18 protein-coding genes are annotated in these 19,472 nt (G+C 69.8%); 3 read left to right on the top strand and 15 right to left on the bottom strand.

The features are described 5' to 3' along the window. On the top strand, positions 1 to 1,215 hold a 1,215-nt coding region (mnmC1, locus tag C1H66_RS12415), incomplete at its 5' end, for an FAD-dependent 5-carboxymethylaminomethyl-2-thiouridine(34) oxidoreductase MnmC1 (protein WP_146010724.1). A gap of 260 nt (positions 1,216 to 1,475) precedes the next feature. On the opposite strand, the gene C1H66_RS12420 is transcribed toward mnmC1, so the two are convergent. The 13 genes from C1H66_RS12420 to ccmA all read right to left on the bottom strand — a co-directional run bounded on the left by C1H66_RS12420 (position 1,476) and on the right by ccmA (position 16,513). Then, complete coding sequence (locus tag C1H66_RS12420) at positions 1,476 to 1,745, bottom strand: YheU family protein (RefSeq protein ID WP_102628205.1); 270 nt, start codon at positions 1,743 to 1,745, stop codon at positions 1,476 to 1,478. Next, positions 1,742 to 3,787, bottom strand: coding sequence for an NAD-dependent DNA ligase LigA (ligA, locus tag C1H66_RS12425; RefSeq protein ID WP_102628206.1), 2,046 nt, complete (start codon positions 3,785 to 3,787; stop codon positions 1,742 to 1,744). Before ligA ends, C1H66_RS12420 begins: the two co-directional genes overlap by 4 nt. A 130-nt stretch (positions 3,788 to 3,917) precedes the next feature. After that, a complete protein-coding gene (zipA, locus tag C1H66_RS12430; RefSeq protein WP_102628207.1) occupies positions 3,918 to 5,648 on the bottom strand; it encodes a cell division protein ZipA in 1,731 nt (576 codons plus the stop codon). A gap of 226 nt (positions 5,649 to 5,874) precedes the next feature. Then, positions 5,875 to 9,366, bottom strand: coding sequence for a chromosome segregation protein SMC (gene smc, locus C1H66_RS12435; RefSeq protein WP_102628208.1), 3,492 nt, complete (start codon positions 9,364 to 9,366; stop codon positions 5,875 to 5,877). A gap of 31 nt (positions 9,367 to 9,397) precedes the next feature. Further along, complete coding sequence (gene ccmI, locus C1H66_RS12440; protein ID WP_102628209.1) at positions 9,398 to 10,642, bottom strand: c-type cytochrome biogenesis protein CcmI; 1,245 nt, start codon at positions 10,640 to 10,642, stop codon at positions 9,398 to 9,400. Next, positions 10,639 to 11,124: a cytochrome c-type biogenesis protein gene (locus C1H66_RS12445; protein ID WP_102628210.1), complete on the bottom strand. Its 486-nt coding sequence runs from the start codon at positions 11,122 to 11,124 to the stop codon at positions 10,639 to 10,641. The genes ccmI and C1H66_RS12445 overlap by 4 nt, the downstream gene beginning before the upstream one ends. Further along, the gene (locus tag C1H66_RS12450) at positions 11,115 to 11,645 is read right to left on the bottom strand and encodes a DsbE family thiol:disulfide interchange protein (RefSeq protein ID WP_102628211.1); all 531 of its coding nucleotides are present in this window, start codon (positions 11,643 to 11,645) and stop codon (positions 11,115 to 11,117) included. The genes C1H66_RS12445 and C1H66_RS12450 overlap by 10 nt, the downstream gene beginning before the upstream one ends. Beyond that, a complete protein-coding gene (locus C1H66_RS12455) occupies positions 11,642 to 13,645 on the bottom strand; it encodes a heme lyase CcmF/NrfE family subunit (protein ID WP_102628212.1) in 2,004 nt (667 codons plus the stop codon). Before C1H66_RS12455 ends, C1H66_RS12450 begins: the two co-directional genes overlap by 4 nt. Positions 13,646 to 13,657: 12 nt before the next feature. Next, entirely contained in the window at positions 13,658 to 14,164 is a 507-nt protein-coding gene (gene ccmE, locus C1H66_RS12460; protein WP_102628213.1) for a cytochrome c maturation protein CcmE, read from the bottom strand. After that, positions 14,154 to 14,384 (bottom strand): heme exporter protein CcmD, encoded by a 231-nt coding sequence (gene ccmD / locus C1H66_RS12465; RefSeq protein ID WP_102628214.1) that lies wholly within the window; start codon positions 14,382 to 14,384, stop codon positions 14,154 to 14,156. The genes ccmE and ccmD overlap by 11 nt, the downstream gene beginning before the upstream one ends. Next, positions 14,384 to 15,124, bottom strand: a complete 741-nt coding sequence (locus tag C1H66_RS12470; protein WP_102628215.1) for a heme ABC transporter permease — start codon at positions 15,122 to 15,124, stop codon at positions 14,384 to 14,386. The genes ccmD and C1H66_RS12470 overlap by 1 nt, the downstream gene beginning before the upstream one ends. A 14-nt stretch (positions 15,125 to 15,138) precedes the next feature. Next, positions 15,139 to 15,861, bottom strand: a complete 723-nt coding sequence (gene ccmB, locus C1H66_RS12475) for a heme exporter protein CcmB (protein WP_102628220.1) — start codon at positions 15,859 to 15,861, stop codon at positions 15,139 to 15,141. A 7-nt stretch (positions 15,862 to 15,868) separates the two neighbouring features. After that, the gene (gene ccmA, locus C1H66_RS12480; protein WP_102628216.1) at positions 15,869 to 16,513 is read right to left on the bottom strand and encodes a cytochrome c biogenesis heme-transporting ATPase CcmA; all 645 of its coding nucleotides are present in this window, start codon (positions 16,511 to 16,513) and stop codon (positions 15,869 to 15,871) included. A gap of 217 nt (positions 16,514 to 16,730) precedes the next feature. Between ccmA and lexA the strand changes: the two genes are divergently transcribed. After that, positions 16,731 to 17,216, top strand: a complete 486-nt coding sequence (lexA, locus tag C1H66_RS12485) for a transcriptional repressor LexA (RefSeq protein ID WP_102628217.1) — start codon at positions 16,731 to 16,733, stop codon at positions 17,214 to 17,216. Next, entirely contained in the window at positions 17,216 to 17,839 is a 624-nt protein-coding gene (locus C1H66_RS12490; RefSeq protein WP_102628218.1) for an IMPACT family protein, read from the top strand. The genes lexA and C1H66_RS12490 overlap by 1 nt, the downstream gene beginning before the upstream one ends. Here the strand turns inward: C1H66_RS12490 and C1H66_RS12495 are convergent. Beyond that, the gene (locus C1H66_RS12495) at positions 17,823 to 19,145 is read right to left on the bottom strand and encodes a sodium ion-translocating decarboxylase subunit beta (RefSeq protein WP_102628219.1); all 1,323 of its coding nucleotides are present in this window, start codon (positions 19,143 to 19,145) and stop codon (positions 17,823 to 17,825) included. The two genes, C1H66_RS12490 and C1H66_RS12495, sit on opposite strands and share 17 nt — an antisense overlap. A 10-nt stretch (positions 19,146 to 19,155) precedes the next feature. Next, on the bottom strand, positions 19,156 to 19,472 hold a 317-nt coding region (locus C1H66_RS12500), incomplete at its 5' end, for a biotin/lipoyl-containing protein (RefSeq protein ID WP_146010725.1).

Consider the following 19,472-nt stretch of genomic DNA (forward strand, 5'->3'; position numbering starts at 1 on the left):
GCGCGGCATGTCGCCGTCGTCGGCGCCGGTATCGCCGGCGCCAGCGTGGCGCATGCCCTGGCGCAGCGCGGGGTCACGGTGACCCTGCTCGACCGGGAAGGCCCCGGGGCCGGCGGTTCCGGCAATCGCCAGGGGGCGCTCTACGCCAAGCTGGCGGTGGCGACCAACCCGCAGAGCCGGGTCTACCTCGCCGGGCTGCTGCATAGCCGGCGCTGGCTCGAGGCACTCGATCCGACCCGTACCCTCTGGCAACCGAGCGGCGTGCTGCAGCTGGCCATGACCGAGAAGGAACAGGGCCGCCAGGCGCGCTTCCTGGCCCAGCACGCCCTGCCGGCAAGCGTCGTGGCAGGCCTCGACGCCGAGGCCGCCGCCGAACGCGCCGGGCTCCGGGTAGGCGCCCCCGCCCTGGACTACCCGCTGGCGGGCTGGGTGCGGCCGGCGGCGCTCTGTGCGCACCTGGCCGACACCTCGGGGGTGACCTTCCGCCGCGGCGAGGTCAGCGACCTGGCGCGAGTGGAGAGCGGCTGGCGGCTGACGCTGGCGACCGGCGACACCCTGGCGGCCGACCAGGTGGTGATCGCCACCGCCGAGCTCGCCAACCGCTTTGCCCAGGCCTCGCCGCTGCCGCTGCAGCCGGTGCGCGGCCAGGTTACGCAGCTCAGGCTGCCGGCGGGGGTGCCCGCGCTCGAGCGGGTGGTGTGTGCCGGCGGCTATGTCTCGCCGGCGCTCGACGGCGTGCTCACCTTCGGCGCCACCTTCGCGCCCAACGACGCGGGGACCGACCTGCGCGAGGCCGACCACGCCGCCAACCTGGCCGAACTCGAACGCACCCTGCCGGCGTTCGTGGCCGCCCTGCGCGATGCCGGCACCGAACTCGATGCGGGCCGGCTGGAGGGCCGGGCGGCGATCCGCGCCGCCAGCCCCGACAAGTCGCCCTACGCCGGCCCCGTGCCGGACGCCGGGGCCTGGCGGGCCGACTACACCGGGTTGGCCAGGGACGCCACCCGTATTCCCGAGACACCGGGCCGTCACCATGACGGGCTGTGGATCAGCGCCGCCCACGGCTCGCGGGGGCTGGCCAGCGCACCGCTGTGCGCCGAGCTGATCGCCTCACGGATCTGCGACGAGCCGCTGCCGCTGGAGTGGCCGCTGGTGGATCACCTGCACCCGGGGCGGCGCATTATCCGGGACCTGGTGCGGGGGAAACAGGACTGACCAAGGCCTTCGGTAGGAGCTCGGCTATGCCGGGCGATCGGCGCCGTCAGGCGCCCGGCAGACCACACCAACGCCGCGATCAACGGCAACCCTCACGGACGACCGCCTGGCGCCGCTGCGCGCCGCAATCGCCCCGCGCAGCGTGGCTCCCACAAGGGGGTCGATGCCTGCCTTGTGGGAGCTCGGCTATGCCGGGCGATCGGCGCCGCCAGGCGCCCACAGACAATCGGCCGACGCTGATGCCGTACCCTACTTGATCCCTACCCCTCCTCGTCGTCGGCCAGGTCGCGGCCGAAGGCGCGCCACTGGGCCAGCGTCATCACCTCGGTGGTCTCGGTCTCGAGGTCGTGGGCGATCAGCAGTTCGCCGCGCTCGAGCTGGCGCTTGAGCTCGGCGACCCAGCCGCGCATGCCCGCGCCGGTGTCGGTGGTGTCGTAGCCCTGGCGGGTGACGAAGGCCTCGAGCAGGGCATCCAGGGTCTCGCCCGGCAGCATGCGGTGGGGCACCTCGATAAAGCGACCGTCGTTCATTGCGCTTCCTCTCCATTCTCCCAGGCCTCGAGCCGGGCGAGGAAGGCATCCTCGTCGAACACCTCGACGCCGAGCTGCATGGCCTTCTCGAGCTTGCTGCCGGCGCCCGGGCCGGCCACCACCGCGGCGGTCTTCTTCGAGACGCTGCCGGCGACCTTGGCGCCCAGCGCCTGCAGCCGCGCCTTGCCCTCGTCGCGGGTCATGCTCTCCAGGGTGCCGGTGAGCACCCAGGTCTGGCCCGCCAGCGGCTGGGGACGCTCGACGACGTCCTCCTCGGCCCAGGTCACGCCCTGGGCGCGGAGGGCGTCGATGGTCTCGCGGTTGTGGGGTTGGCGGAAGAAGGTGTGCACATGGGCCGCCACCACCGGGCCCACGTCATCGACGGCCTCGAGGGCCTCGACCTCGGCCCCCATCAGCGCCTCCAGGGTGCCGAAGTGGCGCGCCAGGTTGGCGGCGGTGGCCTCGCCCACCTCGCGGATGCCCAGGGCGAAGATGAAGCGCGGCAAGGTGGTGTTCCTGGCCTTCTCCAGCGCCGCGACCAGGTTCTCGGAGGACTTCTGGGCCATGCGCGGCAGTTCGGCGAGGCGCTCGGCCTCGAGCCGGAACAGGTCCGCCGGGGTGGTGACCCAGTCGCGCTCCACCAGTTGGTCGATCAGCTTCTCGCCGAGGCCGTCGATGTCCATGGCCCGGCGGGAGGCGAAGTGCTTGAGCGCCTCCTTGCGCTGGGCGGCGCAGAAGAGCCCGCCGGAGCAGCGCGAGACGACCTCGCCCTCGAGGCGCTCGATCTCGGAGTCGCACACCGGGCAGCGCTCGGGGAAGACGATCTCCCGGGCGTCGGCCGGGCGCTCCGCCTCCAGCACCCGCACCACCTGGGGAATGACGTCGCCGGCGCGGCGGATGGCCACGGTGTCGCCGATCATCACGCCCAGGCGGGCGATCTCGTCGGCATTGTGCAGGGTGGCGTTGGAGACCGTGACGCCGGCCACCGAGACCGGCTCGAGCCGCGCCACCGGGGTGATGGCCCCGGTGCGCCCGACCTGGAACTCCACGTCGTTGAGGCGGGTGGTCTGCTCCTGGGCGGGAAACTTGAAGGCGATGGCCCAGCGTGGCGCCCGGGCGACGAAGCCGAGTTCGCGCTGCAGGCGCAGGTCGTCGACCTTGATCACCACCCCATCGATGTCGTAGCCCAGGGCATCGCGCCGCTCGCCGAGGCGGCGGCAGTAGTCGATCAGGCCCTCGCTGCCGGTGACGACCTCGAGTGCCTTGCTGGTGCGGAAACCCAGCTCGCCGAGGTGCGCCATCAGCTCGCTGTGGGCGGCGTCGCCCTGGTCCGGCTCGATCCGCGCCACCTGGTAGGCGCTGAACTCCAGCGGCCGGGTGGCGGTGATCCTGGGGTCGAGCTGGCGCAGGCTGCCGGCGGCGGCGTTGCGCGGGTTGGCGAAGACCTTGCCGCCCTCCTCACGCGCCTTGTCGTTCAGCGCCTCGAAGCCAGCATGGCTCATGATCACCTCGCCACGCACCTCCAGCAGTGCCGGGTGATCGCTGCCGCGCAGCCTGAGCGGGATGGAGCGCAGGGTACGCAGGTTGGAGGTGATGCCCTCGCCGGTGCGGCCATCGCCGCGGGTGGCCCCACTGACCAGCTCGCCCTGCTCATAGACCAGCGACACCGCGGCGCCGTCGAGCTTGGGCTCGCAGCAGAAGGCGAGGGCCTCGCCGTCGGTCTCGAGGCGGTCGGCGACCCGCTTGACGAAGGCGCTGAGCTCCTCCTCGTTGAAGGCGTTGTCCAGCGACAGCATGGGCACGGCATGCTGGATTTCGGGGAAGCCGGCCGCCGGCGCCGCCCCGACCCGCTGGGTCGGCGAATCGGGGGTCTGCAGATCGGGATGCGCGTCCTCGAGCTCCTGCAGGCGACGCAGCCGGCGGTCGTAGTCGGCATCGGTGAGCTTCGGCGCATCGAGCACGTAGTAGCGGTAGTTGGCGTCCTCGAGTTCGGCGCGCAGGCGCGACGCCTCGTCGCGGATCTTCTGGTCGGGCTGACTCATGGTGTCCCTGGTCTGGTGTCACGAAGGCTGGGCTATTTTCGCATACCCGCATTTTACGCACCCCATAAAGGAACAACCCCATGAGTTCATGGGGTTGTTCCTTTTCAAGCTTCCAGCTCAAAGCTTACGGCTAATTCACCTGATAGCGATTGAGACGATTGCGCCGCTCGAACTCCTGGACCCGCTGGCGGGCGAATCCCACGGTCTGGGCGGTCATCACGCTCTGGTTCTCGTCCTTCAACTCGCCACCCAGGTGACGCACGACGACCATCGCGGTCTCGACCATCGCCTCGAAGGCGGCCGCGGTGTCGCTGGCCCCCGGCAGGGGCATCAGCAGCGTCACGCCAGGTGTGCGGAAGTCGCCCATGGCCTCGATGGGGAAGGTGCCCGGCTTGAGCACGTTGACCATCGAGAACTGCAGCTGACTCTCCGGGTCCTCGGTCTCGAAGCGATGGAAGATGCCCATGTCGCGACTGTAGCGCAGCCCGCAGGCGAGCATCAGGTCGAGCAGCGCGGTGCCGGAGAAGCCCTGCTCGTCGCGGGACATCACGCTGATGACGATGATCTCCTCGGCGTGGCTGAGGGCGTGCCGGGCATGCTCGGCGCTGACGTCGTGACGCAGCGCCTTCTCGAGCACCGGGTGGGCACGCACCACATCGCTCTGCCGGAAGGGCTCCTCGTGCACCACGGCCTCGTCACCGGGCGCGTCACGAACCACCGCGTCGCCGTCGGGCTCCCGGGAGGCGTACGCCTCCGACGGCAGCGCCTCGGTGTCGCGCAGCCGGGACGGCGCGAACAACGGGTCATCATCGTCGGCCTCGGCGATCGCCTCGGCCTCGAGCCGGCGACGCTCCTCCTCGCGGGCAGCCTTCGCCTCTTCGGCCTGGCGCCGCTGCTCGGCATCGCGCGCGGCCTTCTCGGCCCTTTCCTGCTCGCGACGCTGCTTCTCGAGCCGCTTCTGTTCACGACGCTCGGCGATTGACTTCTGCAGCGACGCACCGAAACGCTGCATGGAGGCCCCCACCCGCAGCGTGCCACTCTTGATCGAGTCACTCATCCCGTCGAGGTCGACCAGCCGATAGCGCTCGGCATCCTGGTGATCGTCATGATCCTCGGGATCCGCGGCCAGGGGCTCCGGTCCCGCCACGCTCGCCATGGACACCTCGTCTTCCAGCGCCGAGAGGCTGGGCTCGCGACGCTCGACGCCGGCCGGCTCGCTCGGCTCTGCCTGCGTGGCTTCCGATACCGCCGCGGCGGCGTGCCGGCGGTCGGGTGAACGGGCCTCGGCACTCTCGGTGGCCGCCGCGTTGCTGCCTGCCGCGCTGACTGCCTCGTGCTTCGCGTCTTGCTGCTTCTTCCGGGCTTGCTCGTTCCGCTCTTCCTGGACTCGCTCATCGCCCGCAGGCGCGATGGCCTCCGGCGCCACTTGCGGCGTCGGGGCCTGGTCACGGTGAGCCGCTGACGCATCCCCTGCCGGCTCGGCGCGCGATGCAGGCGGAGTCGGAGACACCGCCTCGGCGGACGACCGCGGTTGCGCGGTCGCCTCCTCCCCGGCGTTGGCCTTGAAGCCCGCCAACACGCGCGAAGGACCGGGATGTTCCCGGCGTTCGAGCTTGGGCATGGGTTGCATGCCGCTGTAGTCCGCGGGCCTGACGACTCGCGCCCCTCCGTTGGGCAGCTCCCAGTTGATTTCAGCCTCGCGGGCCGCCGCTTCGGGGTCGAGGTCCTGCCCTCGTGCATCGCCTTCCACCTCGTCGAGACGAGGGATTCGACGCTGACGCTGCAGGCGACGTACCCCATCGATGACGATGAGGGTCACCAGCGCCAACCCCAGGATGATCAGCCACTCTCTAAGTTCCATGGGTCGTCATGCCTTTTGCTAAGGCGCCATGCCTGATGGTTGTCCGTCAACAGCATAGCGCGATTGCCAAAAAAAGGGCCACTTTTTTGATTGTCAAGCCTGGCTTTTTTTCAGCCGAGAGTCGACGGTGCCCTGTGCAATCGCCCTTCCATAATCCCTGTGCATCCATGCAATGCAGCAACATTGCCTTCCTTGTTACCCCTTTTGCCGTTCGCGATCAAGTCCGTCAGGCCTCGGCGAGGGCCGCGGCCTCCTCGACGCCCACTGCCACCAGACGGGAAACCCCCGGCTCCTGCATGGTCACCCCCATCAGGCGTTCCGACGCCTCCATGGCGATCTTGTTGTGAGTGATATAAATGAACTGGACCGACTCCGACATCTCCTTCACCAGCTTGGCATAGCGACCCACATTGGCATCATCGAGAGGGGCATCCACCTCGTCGAGCATGCAGAAGGGGGCCGGATTGAGCTGGAAGATCGCAAAGACCATCGACAAGGCGGTGAGGGCCTTTTCGCCACCGGACAACAGATGAATGGTGCTGTTCTTCTTGCCTGGCGGCCTGGCCATGATGGCCACGCCGGTCTCGAGCAAATCCTCACCGGTCAGGGTCAACCATGCGGTTCCACCACCGAAGACTCGCGGGAAAAGGGCCTGCAGGCCGGCATTGACTCGCTCGAAGGTCTCGCGGAAACGGGTGCGGGTTTCCTGGTCGATGCGGCGGATCGCCCGGTCGAGGGTCTCCAGCGCCTCGCTGAGTTCGGCATGCTGGGCCTCCAGGTAGTCGCGCCGCTCGGCCTGCTGGTCGTACTCCTCGATGGCCGCCAGGTTGATGGCACCGAGCCGGCGGATGCGCTCGCCGAGCTCCTCGAGACGGGTTTGCCAGGCGGATTCGGTGGCGTTGGGATCGAGCGACTCGGCCAGCTCGCGCTCGTCGTGGCCCAGCTCCCGGAGCTGCTCGTCCTGGGTCTCGGCCTTGAGGCTGAGCGCCTGGACCTGCATCCGCGCCTCCTGCAGCCGCTCGCGAATGCCCTCGAGGTTGCGCTCGTGGGCCTGCCGCGCCTGCTCGTCCTCGCGCAGCCGCTCGACCAGCTCGGCGGCCCGGCCACGTACTTCGTTGAGCGCGCGCTCTTCGCGCTCGCGGCGATCGAGCAACTCGTCGAGGCGCTCGCGGCGCTCCTCCTCGGGCTCGCGCAGCAACTCGCGCTCCTCCTCGAGCTCGGCGGCACGCAGCTCGAGGCGCTCCCGCGCCTCACCGGCGCGGCCCTGCTGCTCGGCGAGCCCGGAGCGTTCGGCGGTCAGGCGCTCCTGTTCCAGGGCGAGCTGCTGGACCCTCTCGGCCAGCGGGCGCTGGCGTCCCCGTAGCGAGGCGAGCCGCTCGCGGGCCTCGCTGCGTTCGCGGTCGAGCCGCTCGCGCCGTTCGGCGCCCTCCTCGAGCCGCGCCATGGCCTGCTGCCAGCGGTCGCGCACCTCCTCGATGGCCAGTCGCGCCTCCTCGCGCGCCTCGCCGAGCCCGGCGAGCTCCTCGGCGAGCTCGGCGGCGCGCCCTTCCAGGTGCTCGAGGCGACTGGCCAGCCCGCTGTCCTGCACCGCCAGCTGCTGGTGCTGCTGGTCGAGGTCCCGCTCTTCCAGCCGCGTCGCCTCCAGGGCCGTTTCGGACTGTTCGACCCGCTCGGCGGCGTCGGCGAGGCGCGCTTCCTGTTCGTCGAGGCGCGCCTCGACGATCTCGAGCTCGGCGCGGGCCTCGGCCTCGCGGCGACGGCTGACCAGCAGGGCGTCGAGCCCCTCGCCCCCACCGCGGTGCCGGGCCCAGCCCGTGCCCAGCCAGAGGCCATCGGCGGTGATCAGGCTCTCGCCTGGTGCCAGCGCCTCGCGCGCCGCCCAGGCCGCCTCGCGGGACTCGACACAGCGGATGCCGGCCAGCCATTGGGCGGCGGCGCCGGCGCCCCGCACACGAGCGGCGAGACTCTGCGACGGGGCGGCGTCCTCTCCGGCCTCGAGCAGGCCGAGCTCGCCGGGGGCACCATCGAGGGCGGCGCGCCCCTCGCCAAGCGGGCCCAGTCGGGCCCGCAGCCAGGGGGCGAGCACCCAGGAGACGGCCTCTTCCCAACCGGTCTCGACCTCGAGGCTCTCGCCCAGGCGCGGGGCCTCGGCCAGGCCGTGCTCGGCCAGGTGGCTGTCGAGTGCCTCGTCGTGATCGGCCAGGCCCGCCTGGATCAGCGCCTCCAGCGAGGCCAGTTCGCCCTGCAGGGTACTGCGCCGCTGGCGATCGGCCTCGCGCTCGGCCTCGGCCTGGCGGACCCGCTCCCGGGCCTCGTCGCGACTCGCCTGGAGCGCTTCGCGGCGCTCCTCCACCGCCTCGCGCGACAGCGCCAGCTCGGCCAGGCGCTCGGCCAGCTCGCCGCGCTGCCCGGCGAGCAGGGCGATGTCGGGCAGCTCCTCGTGCTGCTGGCGGCGGCGACGCTCGTCGGCCTCGAGGCGCTCGAGCCGTCCCTCGAACTCGCGCAGACGGTCCTGGGCGCGCTCCGCCTCGCGGCTCTGTTCCCGCCACTGCTCGTTGAAGGCCTCCCAGGCGGCATCGGCCTCCTCGGCCAGGGGCTCGGCATCCTCGAGACCGGCTTCCAGCTCGGCGAGCCGCTCGGCGACCTCCTCGCGCTCGGGGGCCAGGGTCTCGAGGCGCTCGTCGAGCCGTGCCAGGCGGTCGCCGTCGTCCTCGCCCAGGCGGTCGAGCTCGGCGAGCTCGCGACGGGCATTCTCCAGGTCACGGGCGAGCTGGGCGTCCCGGGAACGGGCGTGCTCGATGTCCTGCTCGAGGCGGGCGATGGCGGTGGTGGTCTCGTAGAAGCGTGCCTGCTGGGCATCGAGCTCGGAGGCCAGGCGGTCGTGGTCGGCGCGGGCCTCCTCGAGGCGGGTCTCGCACTGGCGCAGCCCCAGCACCTCGCGCTCGACGCCGGTCTCCAGCTCGCGGACGCGGGACTCCTCCTCGGCCTGGCTGGCGCGCAGGGCGCGGGCGCGCAACAGCGCCAGCTCGCCCTTCACCCGATGCTCCTCCTGCTTGAGGGTCTGGTAGCGACGGGCGGCCTCGGCCTGGCGCCTCAGGCGCTCGAGCTGCTTGTCGAGCTCCTCGCGGATGTCCTCCAGGCGCTCCAGGTTCTCCTGGGTGCGGCGCATGCGGTTCTCGGTCTCGCGGCGGCGCTCCTTGTACTTGGAGATGCCGGCGGCCTCCTCGAGGGTGGCGCGCAGCTCCTCGGGACGCGCCTCGATCAGCCGCGAGATCATGCCCTGGCCGATGATGGCGTAGGAGCGCGGCCCGAGGCCGGTGCCGAGGAAGAGGTCGGCGATGTCGCGGCGGCGACACTTCTGGCCGTTGAAGAAGTAGCTCGACTGGGCGTCGCGGGTGACCAGGCGCTTGACGGCGATCTCGGCGTACTGGGCGTAGATGCCGCCCATGGTGCCGTCACGGTTGTCGAACAGCAGTTCGATGGAGGCCTGCCCGACCGGCTTGCGGCCGGTGGAGCCGTTGAAGATGACGTCGGTCATCGACTCGCCGCGCAGGGTCTTGGCCGAGGATTCACCCATCACCCAGCGCACGGCGTCGATGATGTTCGACTTGCCGCAGCCGTTGGGGCCGACGATGGCGGTCATGTTGCCGTCGAAGGGCACGGTGACCGGATCGACGAACGACTTGAACCCGACCAGGCGAATCGACTTGAGGCGCATCCCTGCTGACTCCTCCGCTAGCCCGTGGCCATCATTCGAAGACCCGGTCGATCACGACCTCGACGGGCTCGCCGTCGACGCTGCCCACCGATACGCCCTCGAGATCGCCGAACAGATCACCGGCCTGGGGGCTGGCCTGGCCACTGGGCGAGACGCGCACCATCAGCCGCGCCTCGCTCACCCGGGAGAGGTTCGCCTCGGGGGACATCGAGCGGGTGTCATCGAGCACCAGGCTGGCCGGCAGGTCGCCGAGGCTCAGCCGGGCCACGGCCAGCGGGGGCAGCTCGCCCTCCATGTCCCGGGCCACCACGAACACCGCGGCATCGTCGTCGAGACGCCCGGCCAGGTCGTCGTCGAGGCTGACCCGCACATGGATGCCGGGCCCCTCGGCGGCGGCCTGTTCCCGGTCCTCCGGGGCCACGCCCAGGCGCTCCTGGGCCACGCGGATGCCCTCGCGCAGGGCCTCGCCGGCGGCCGGGTCATCCATGCCGGCGATGGCGCGCCGCCAGTTGTCGATGGCCGCCTCGTAGTCGCTGCGGTCGAAGGCCTCGATGCCCAGGACACCGAGCACGGTGGGCTGGCTGGAGTCCAGCGCCAGGGTCTCGTCGACCAGCGCCTGCACCTCGTCGGTGAGCTGCCGGTCGGCGACGAAGAACTTGATCTGGGCGAGCTGGCCGAGCAGCGATGCGCGGCGGCCCTCGAGCTCGATCAGACGCTCCAGGGCATCGATCGCCTGGGCGGCACGGCCCGAGTCGCGGTAGAGCGGGAACAGCGACATCCACACATTGGGGTTGTTCGGCTGGCGGGCGGCCTGCGCCTCGAGACGCTCGATCATCATCTCCATCGAGCGGTCGGGATGCCCCATCACCTCCTGCTGTACCGCCAGCAGGGCGAGGTCCCCCTCGGCGCCTTCGCGCTGATACCAGAGCACGCTGGCGACCACCACCACGACCATCACCACCGGCACCGCGAGACGGCCGGCGGCGGAGGGCTTGAGCGGGGCGCGCCTGAGGTGCTCGGTGTCGTCGAGCAGGCTACGCTCCAGCTCGAGTCGGTCCTCCTCGAAGCGGGCCTGGTCGATGTCGCCCCGCTCCAGAGCGGCCTCCAGCGAGGCCAGCCGGCGGCGATAGATGGCCACGTTCTGCTCGGCGGAGCGGTCGTTGGCCTCGAAGTCGCGCTGGGCGTCGCGCAGGGCACGGGCACGCCGCAGCGGTGCCACCAGCAGCCACAGGGCCGGGAGCAGCAGGACGGCGAAGGCGATCCAGAGTAGGGTCATTCGGTCCTCTCGCGATTGATCAGGGCGTCGAGGCGGGCGCGCTCCTCGGGCGTGAGGGCACTGGCCGAGGCGTTGCGACGGGCACGCACGACGAGGATCACCAGCACGCCACCGAGCAGCACCAGGGCCGCGGGCAGCCCCCACAGCAGGAAGGTGCGGCCTTCCAGGCGCGGGTTGTAGAGCACGTAATCGCCGAAGCGCTGCACCATGTGATCGCGGATCTCCATGTCGGAGACCCCCTCGTGAAGCAGCAGGTAGACTCGCTCGCGCATGTCGCCGGAAACCGGCGCATCGGAGTCGTTGATCGCCTGGTTCTCGCAGGTCGGACAGCGCAGCGAGGCCGTCAGGCTGCGGTAGCGCTGCTCGAGCACCGGGTCGTCGAACTCACGCAGCTCGATCGCCGCGCCCTGGACCAGGCCTGCCGCCAGCAGGCCCAGCACGCCCAGGCACAGCGCCGCCAGGCAGGATCGGATCAACGCCATTTCTCCACCTCCGGCAGTATCTTTTCACGGACCTCGCCCGGCGCGATATAGCCGGTGTGGTGATAGCGGATCACCCCGTCGGCATCCACCAGGAAGGTCTCCGGTGCCCCGTAGACGCCGAGTTCGAAGGCCAGCTCGCCGTCCGGGTCGAAGATGTTGATCTCGAAGGGGTCACCGAACTCCTCGAGGAAGCCGAGCCCCTTCTCGCGGGTATCCTTGTAGCTGATACCCACCAGACGGACGCCGCGCTCGGCGAGGTCGAGCAGCTGCGGCATCTCGCGCTTGCACTCCGGGCACCATTCGCCCCAGACGTTGACCAGGGTCACCTCGCCGGTCGTCAGCAGCGAGCGGTCGACCCGGCGCTCGGCGTCCTCCAGGGTCGCCAGGTCGAACTCGGGAAAATCGCGGGCCATCAGCGCGGAGTCCCGGTGGAAGGGGTTCAGCGACAGCCCCTGGTAGAGGAACACCGAGAGCACCAGGAAGCCGGCCAGCGGCAACAGCAGCAGTAGGCGGCGCTTCATGCGGCGGCCTCCCGGGGCTTGGCGTCACCCCGGGCCTCGGGGTCCCGGGCGGTGGCCAGTCGCCGGTAACGCTTGTCGGCCACCGCCAGGATACCCCCAGCGGCCATCAGCAGGGCACCCAGCCACAGCCAGCGCACGAAGGGCTTGAACTGCACGCGCATGGCCCAGCTGCCGTCGTCGAGATCCTCACCCATGGCCACATAGAGATCGCGGAAGAAGCCGGGCCGCAGCGCCACCTGGGTCATCGGCATGCCACGGGCGATATAGAGGCGCTTCTCGGGATTCATGGTGAAACTGCGCCGGCTCCCGTCGCGCTGTACCTCGATCACCGCACGGTCGGCCAGGAAGTTGGCACCGCGGCGGCTGGTGAGTTCGGTCATGGTGAAGGTGTAGCCGGCGACCTGGACACTGTCGCCCGGCCCCATGCGCACGTTGCGCTCGATATTGTAGTTGGAGACCACGGCCACGCCGACGATGGTCACCGCCACCCCCAGGTGGCCGAGCTGCATGCCCCAGTAGGCCAGCGACAGCCTCCTGAGGCCGGCGAGCCACGAGGGGGCACCGCGGGCCTTGTCGTACAGGTCACGCAGCATCGGCAGCACGACCCACAGCGCCGCCACCAGGCCGATGGCGACCCAGGCGTTCCACTCGCCACCGTAGAGCAGCGGGGCCACCGCGCCGATCAACACCGCGGCGACGGCCGCCCCTCCCAGCCGGCGCCACAGCTCGCGGCCGTTCATGCGCTTCCAGCGGGAGAGCGGCCCGAGCCCCATGAACACGCACATGATCACGGTCAGCGGCACGAACAGCGCGTTGAAGTAAGGGGGGCCCACGCTGATCTTGCCCAGGTCCAGGGCATCGAGCAGCAGCGGGTAGACGGTGCCCATCAGCACGGTGACGGTCATGATCACCAGCACGATGTTGTTGATCAGCAGCAGGGCATCGCGGGAGAGCCAGGTGAAGCCGACCTGGTGACTGACCCGGGGGGCGCGCAGGGCGAAGAGCAGCAGCGACAGGCCCACGGTGATGCCCAGCAGCACCAGGATGAAGAAGCCACGGGATGGATCGTTGGCGAAGGCGTGCACCGAGGTGAGCACCCCGGAGCGCACCAGGAAGGTGCCGAGCAGCGACAGCGAGAAGGTCGAGATCGCCAGCAGCACCGTCCAGCTCTTGAAGGCGCCGCGCTTCTCGGTGACCGCCAGCGAATGGATCAGCGCCGTGCCGGTGAGCCAGGGCAGCAGCGAGGCGTTCTCCACCGGATCCCAGAACCACCAGCCGCCCCAGCCGAGCTCGTAGTAGGCCCACCAGCTGCCGAGCGCGATGCCCACGGTGAGGAAGGCCCAGGCCAGATTGGTCCAGGGACGCGCCCAGCGGGTCCAGGCGGCGTCGAGGCGGCCGCCCAGCAGCGCGGCGATGGCGAAGGCGAAGACCACCGAGAAGCCCACGTAGCCCATGTAGAGCATCGGCGGGTGCACGATCAGGCCGAAGTCCTGCAGCAGCGGGTTCAGGTCGGCGCCATCCTGGGGCATGTTGGGCAGCAGCCGCTCGAAGGGGTTCGAGGTGATCAGCACGAAGGCCAGGAAGCCCACGCAGACCAGCCCCAGCACGCCGATGACCCGGGCGACCATGTCGCGCGGCAGCTCGCGGGAGAAGCGCGCGGCGAAGTAGCCCCAGCCGGCGAGCATCAGGCTCCACAGCAGCACCGACCCCTCGTGGTTGCCCCATACGGCGCTGGCCTTGTAGTACCAGGGCAGCATCGAGTTGGAGTTGTTGGCGACATTGGCCACGCTGAAGTCGTCGAGCAGGTAGCTCGTCGTCAGGCAGGCGTAGGCGATGGCCACGAACAGGAGCTGACCCGCCGCCATGGGGCGGGCATAGGCCATCCACAGCGGACGACGGGTCGCCGCACCGGCCAGGGGCATCACCGCCTGGACCGCCGCCAGCAGTAGCGCGATGACCAGGGCGTAGTGGCCGATTTCGGGAATCATCTGGGTCAGCATGGACACTCCGGATCAGTTCTGGCTGGCGCCGTCGCCCTGGGCGTCGAGCCGCTTGCCGACCTCGGCGGCCTTGGCCTGGTAGTCGGCGGGCGAATAGCCGGCCTCCTCCAGCGCCTGGGCCACTTCCGGCGGCATGTAGTTCTCGTCGTGGCGCGCCAGCACCTGGTCGGCCCTGAGCCAGCCGTCGCGCTGGAGCTCGCCGACCACCACCACGCCCTGCCCCTCGCGGAACAGGTCGGGCAGGATGCCACTGTAGTGCACGCGCAGATCATCGACATAGTCGGTCACGGTGAACTCCACGTCGAGGCTGTCCCGGTTGCGCGACACCGAGCCCTCCTTGACCATCCCGCCGGCACGGATCTGGCGCTCGAAGGGGGCCTCCCCGGCGGCGATCTGCACCGGGCTGAAGAAGAGGTTGATGTTGCTGCGCAGGGCGTAGAGCGTCAGGCCCACGGCAATGGCCGCCAAAGAGACCAGCCCCAGAATCACGAACAGCTTCTGCTTGCGTTTAGGTGTCATCGTTGTGTCCACCCCTCTGATGGGAAACCGTTGCCTGGCCGCCGGCAAGCCGCCGCTCGCGCCGCGCACGGCGCTGCAGGTGGCGCAGCAGGTGGCGACGCTCGCTGCGGGCGTGCAGCACGATGCCCCCGAGCAGCGCTGCGGTGACGGCCCAGGAGGCCCAGACGTAGGGGCCGTGGCCACCCATGGCAAGAAACTCGCTGAAGGTCGCGAAGGCCATCACCGTTCCTCCGCGGCCAGGTCACGCACCCAGCGCTTGGTCGACTCGCGGCGCAGGATCTCGCTGCGAGTGCGCATCAGCGTCAGGGCGATGAAGAAGCTGTAGAACCCCAGCACCATGATCAACAGCGGCAACCACATCTCCACGGGCATGGTCGGACGCGAGGTGACGGTGAAGGTGGCCGGCTGGTGCAGGGTGTACCACCAGTCCACCGAGTACTTGATGATCGGGATGTTGATCACGCCGACCATGGCCAGTACCGAGGCGGCCCGGGAGGCGCTGTCGCGGCTCGCGAAGGCGCCGCGCAGGGCGATCACGCCGAAGTAGAGGAACAGCAGGATCAGCATCGAGGTCAGGCGGGCATCCCACATCCACCAGGTGCCCCAGGTGGGCACGCCCCACACCGCACCGGAGAACAGCGCGATGAAGGTCATCGCCGCCCCCAGCGGCGCCATCATCGCCGCCGCCATGTCGGCGACCTTGATCTTCCAGACCATGAAGACCAGCCCCGCCAGCGCCATGGAGACGAAGATCGACTGGGCCAGGAAGGCCGCCGGCACGTGCACGTAGATGATGCGGAAGCTGTTGCCCTGCTGGTAGTCGGCCGGCGCGAAGGCCAGCCCCCAGACGCTGCCGACCAGCAGCAGCAGCGCCGCCGCGGCCCAGAACCAGGGCTGCAGGCGGGCGCTGATGGCGTAGAACCACTTCGGTGACCCGAGCTTGTGAATGAAGGCCCACATGCCTCGTCAATTCCTCAACCGTTGATACTGATTCGCAGCGACGCGGCAATCGCCCAGGGGGCGAACATCAGCGTCACCGCCAGCAGAGCGCCGAGAATGGCCAGATGCGCCGCAACGCCATCGCCCAGGATCGCCGCCTGCACGGCACCGGCGCCGAAGATCAACACCGGTATATAGAGTGGCAGCACCAGCAGCGAGAGCAGCACGCCGCCGCGTGCGAGCCCCACCGTCAGGGCCGCCCCGATCGCCCCGATCAGGCTCAGGCTGGCGGTACCCAGTGCCAGCGACAGGGCCAGCACCCCATAGCTGCCGGCCGGCAGCGACAGCATGATGCCGAGCACCGGGGCCATCAGGGCCAGCGGCAGGCCGGTGAGCAGCCAGTGCACCGCCACCTTGGCGAGCCCCAGGGCAGCCAACGGCTGGGGCGTGAGCAACAGCTGCTCGAGAGAGCCGTCGTCATAGTCGCCGCGGAACAGGGTGTCCAGCGAGAGCAGGGCCGCCAGCAGCGCTGCGACCCACAGCAGGCCGGGGGCAATGGTGGCCAGCAGCTCCGGATCCGGCGAGATGCCGATCGGGAACAGGGTGATCACCAGCGCGAAGAACACCAGCGGGTTGAGCACCTCGCTGCGCCGACGCAGCAGCAGGAGCAGATCGCGTTTCAGGGTCGCCCGCAATGCGACCACCAGGCCGCCGTGAGGTTCCCGATGGAGGGCCATGGCCGCCTCGGTGTCGGTCATCGGTGTCTCAGTGCCGGCCATCGTCCCCTCCCCGGCCGAGACGGATACGCGTCAGCTCATCGGTGGCCCGCAGCTCATGGTGGGTGGTGACCAGCACGCACCCCCCGGCTCGCGCATGGGCGACGAGGCGCGCCTCGAGGGCCACCACGCCGTCACGGTCGATGGCGGTGAAGGGTTCGTCGAGCACCCACAGCGGCCGCGGCGTCAGGTCCAGCCGGGCCAGCGCCACGCGGCGCTGCTGCCCTGCCGAGAGCTGTCCCGTCGGCACGTCCTCGAAGCCGGCGAGCCCCACGCCTTCCAGCGCCACCAGACGCGCCCGTTCGTCACCGGTCTCGCCGGCCAGCGCCTGGTACCAGGCGAGATTCTCCAGCGGCGTCAGGGCCGCCTTGATGCCCGGCGCATGGCCCAGATAGAGCAGGCTGGCGAGGAAGTCGCCACGCGCCCGGCGCATCGGCATCCCGTTCCAGAACAGCTCGCCCCGATAGTCGGTCAGCTGCCCCGACAGGATCTTGAGCAGCGTGGTCTTGCCGCTGCCGTTGGGCCCTTCGACCCGGACGATCTCGCCGGCGCGAATGTCCAGGTCGAGATCCTCGAACAGCCAGCGGTCATCACGCTCACAAGCCAGCTCACGGGCTTCAAGACGCAGGGGCAAGGCACTCTCCCGGCATGGGGGATTTCGCCCGGAACTCTACACGGAAAGGGCTTTTGCTGCCAGAGGAGCTCGTGCGTCAGCCGGTCGCAGTTGACCTGCATCAACGCTTCCGTCGGAGGCCGGCCCTTGCCAGATCCCGGCTCCCTGCTATGCTTCAGATTCACTGTACGTATCGACAGGGGTTTACCCACCGGTCTGCCGACAGGAGAGACGCATCATGCCAAAGGTCATACCGCAGTTCCTGCATCGCCGGCCCAACCTGCCACTGGCGGAGGCCTGGGAGGCCATCGAGGACGATGACCTGAACCGGGATGAACTGGTCGAGGTACCGCTGCTCGGCCGGGTCTCGGCGGGGCTGCCCATCGAGGCCTGCCTCGACGCCGGCAGCATCCACGTGCCCTCGCGCATGGTGCGTCGCAATACCTACGCCTTGAAGGTGCGCGGCGACTCGATGATCGATTGCAACATCTTCGACGGGGATGTGATCATCATCGAACGGCAGGAGAGCGCCGAGAACGGCGAGACCGCCGTGGTGATGATCAACGACCAGGAGGTCACCCTGAAGAAGCTCTATATCGAGAAGTCGGGCGTTCGCCTGCAACCGGCCAACGAGAGCATGGCCCCCATCTACCTGAAGAACAGCGACATCCAGGTACTGGGGCTGGTGATGGGCGTGGTGCGCCAGACGGGGCTGGCCGCCTGATGCGCTATGCGGTGCCCGACATCCCCGCCGGGCAGTGGCGCGAAAGCGAACTGGACGTGGAGAAGAGCCGCTTCATCGCCTGGCTCTGCCATGCCCCCGACATCGCTGCCTTCGACACCCTGCTGGCCGCGGCACGCCGCACCCACCCCACTGCCAGCCACCACTGCAGCGCCTTCATCGCCGGCCCGCCCGGCGAGCAGACCGCGATCGGCTTCTCCGACGACGGCGAGCCCGGCGGCACCGCCGGCCGCCCCATGTACCAGGTACTGGAGGGGTCCGGCCTGGGCCAGGTCGGCTGCGTGGTGACCCGTTACTTCGGCGGCACCAAGCTCGGCACCGGTGGCCTCGCGCGCGCCTACGCTCAGGCCGTCGCCCAGGCGCTGGAGGGCCTGCCCCGGCGCGAGGTCGTCGAGCGCACCCTGCGGCAGCTGAAGGTCGACTTCGCCGGCGAGGCCGAGGCCCGCGCCTGGCTGGCCGGCCACGACATCCCCGTGGAGCGGGCCGCCTACGACGCCGACGGGGTGGCGCTGACCGTGGGTTGGCCCAGCGACGCCGACGTCGACCTGGCGTCGCTGGAGGCCCGACTGCGCGGGCGGGTCAACCTCATCACCCCAGGTACTTGATCATCACCCCGGCGGCCACCGCCGAGCCGATCACCCCGGCCACGTTGGGCCCCATGGCGTGCATCAGCAGGAAGTTGTGCGGGTTCGACTCCAGCCCCACCTTGTTGGCCACCCGCGCCGCCATCGGCACCGCCGAGACCCCCGCCGCGCCGATCAGCGGGTTGATCGGCATCTTGCTCATCACGTTCATCAGCTTGGCCATCAACACGCCGGCCGCCGTGCCGATCCCGAACGCCACGATGCCCAGCGCCATGATCCCGAGGGTCTCGACGGCCAGGAAGCTCTCGGCCATCAACTTGGAACCCACGGCGAGGCCGAGCACGATGGTGACAATGTTGATCAGGGCATTCTGGGCGGTGTCGGAGAGCCGCTCGACCACCCCGCACTCGCGCATCAGGTTGCCGAAGCAGAACATCCCCAACAGCGGTGCGGCGTCGGGCAGGAACAGTGCCACCAGCAGCAGCAGCGACAGCGGGAAGACGACCTTCTCCAGCTTGGACACCGGCCGCAGCTGGGTCATGGTGATCTCGCGCTCGCGTGTCGAGGTCAGCAGCTTCATGATCGGCGGCTGGATCAAGGGCACCAGTGCCATGTAGGCGTAGGCGGCCACGGCAATGGCCCCGAGCAGCTCGGGCGCCAGGATGCTCGAGACGTAGATCGAGGTGGGCCCGTCGGCGCCACCGATGATGCCGATGGCGGCGGCCTGCTGGAGCGAGAAGTCCATCCAGCCCAGCGCCGACAGGCCCACCGCGCCGAGCAGGGTGGCGAAGATGCCGAACTGCGCCGCCGCCCCCAGGAACAGGGTGCGCGGGTTGGCCAGCAGCGGACCGAAGTCGGTCATCGCGCCCACGCCCATGAAGATGATCAGGGGCGCGATGCCGGAGGCCACGGCCACCCGGTAGAAGACGTAGAGCAGGCCATCACCGTAGCCGACGTTGACCGCCGCGTCATGGGCGGCGCGCAGCTGATCCGGCGAGGCGCCGTCTTCGGCCAGTGCCTTGAGCGTCGTCCGCCACACCTCCTCTCCGACCAGCGGGTCGAGGGTGGCGCCCAGCGCCGAGGCGAGCTGGTGCAGCACCTCCGGCCGCGCCACCTCGATGGCCTGGTCCACGGCCGAGATCGCCAGCCCCGCCTCGGGAATGTTGGCGAGGATGCCACCGAAACCGATCGGCACCAGCAGCAGCGGCTCGAACTTCTTGTAGATGGCCAGGTAGAGCAGCACCAGGCCGACCACGATCATCACGGCCTGGCCCGGGGTCAGGTTGTAGAGGCCCGAGCCTTCCCATAGCGTCAGTAACTTTTCCATGGGAGGGCCCTTACAGCTCGATCAGGGTGTCGCCGACGGCGACGCTGTCGCCCTCGTTGACCCGGATGGCCGATACCGTGCCGGCACTGGCGGCACGCACCTCGGTCTCCATCTTCATGGCCTCGAGGATGATCACCACGTCGCCGGCCTTGACGCTGTCGCCCTGGCGAACGTTGACCTTGAAGATGTTGCCGGCCAGCGGCGCGGTGATCGCCTCGCCGCTGGGCGCGGGCGCCGGAGCGGCGGCGGGCGGGGCCTGCTCCTCGACGGCACCGATCTCGCCACCCTCGGCGACCTCGACGACGTAGGCCTTGCCGTTGACCTTGA

It is taken from the genome of Halomonas heilongjiangensis (assembly GCF_002879645.1).
GTDB lineage: Bacteria > Pseudomonadota > Gammaproteobacteria > Pseudomonadales > Halomonadaceae > Halomonas > Halomonas heilongjiangensis.

Coding starts and splice junctions, on each gene's coding strand:
- C1H66_RS12420 (WP_102628205.1), bottom strand. CDS start 1,745: ATGAACGACGGTCGCTTTATCGAGGTGCCCCACCGCATGCTGCCGGGC.
- ligA (WP_102628206.1), bottom strand. CDS start 3,787: ATGAGTCAGCCCGACCAGAAGATCCGCGACGAGGCGTCGCGCCTGCGC.
- zipA (WP_102628207.1), bottom strand. CDS start 5,648: ATGGAACTTAGAGAGTGGCTGATCATCCTGGGGTTGGCGCTGGTGACC.
- smc (WP_102628208.1), bottom strand. CDS start 9,366: ATGCGCCTCAAGTCGATTCGCCTGGTCGGGTTCAAGTCGTTCGTCGAT.
- ccmI (WP_102628209.1), bottom strand. CDS start 10,642: ATGACCCTACTCTGGATCGCCTTCGCCGTCCTGCTGCTCCCGGCCCTG.
- C1H66_RS12445 (WP_102628210.1), bottom strand. CDS start 11,124: ATGGCGTTGATCCGATCCTGCCTGGCGGCGCTGTGCCTGGGCGTGCTG.
- C1H66_RS12450 (WP_102628211.1), bottom strand. CDS start 11,645: ATGAAGCGCCGCCTACTGCTGCTGTTGCCGCTGGCCGGCTTCCTGGTG.
- C1H66_RS12455 (WP_102628212.1), bottom strand. CDS start 13,645: ATGCTGACCCAGATGATTCCCGAAATCGGCCACTACGCCCTGGTCATC.
- ccmE (WP_102628213.1), bottom strand. CDS start 14,164: ATGACACCTAAACGCAAGCAGAAGCTGTTCGTGATTCTGGGGCTGGTC.
- ccmD (WP_102628214.1), bottom strand. CDS start 14,384: ATGGCCTTCGCGACCTTCAGCGAGTTTCTTGCCATGGGTGGCCACGGC.
- C1H66_RS12470 (WP_102628215.1), bottom strand. CDS start 15,124: ATGTGGGCCTTCATTCACAAGCTCGGGTCACCGAAGTGGTTCTACGCC.
- ccmB (WP_102628220.1), bottom strand. CDS start 15,861: ATGACCGACACCGAGGCGGCCATGGCCCTCCATCGGGAACCTCACGGC.
- lexA (WP_102628217.1), top strand. CDS start 16,731: ATGCCAAAGGTCATACCGCAGTTCCTGCATCGCCGGCCCAACCTGCCA.
- C1H66_RS12490 (WP_102628218.1), top strand. CDS start 17,216: ATGCGCTATGCGGTGCCCGACATCCCCGCCGGGCAGTGGCGCGAAAGC.
- C1H66_RS12495 (WP_102628219.1), bottom strand. CDS start 19,145: ATGGAAAAGTTACTGACGCTATGGGAAGGCTCGGGCCTCTACAACCTG.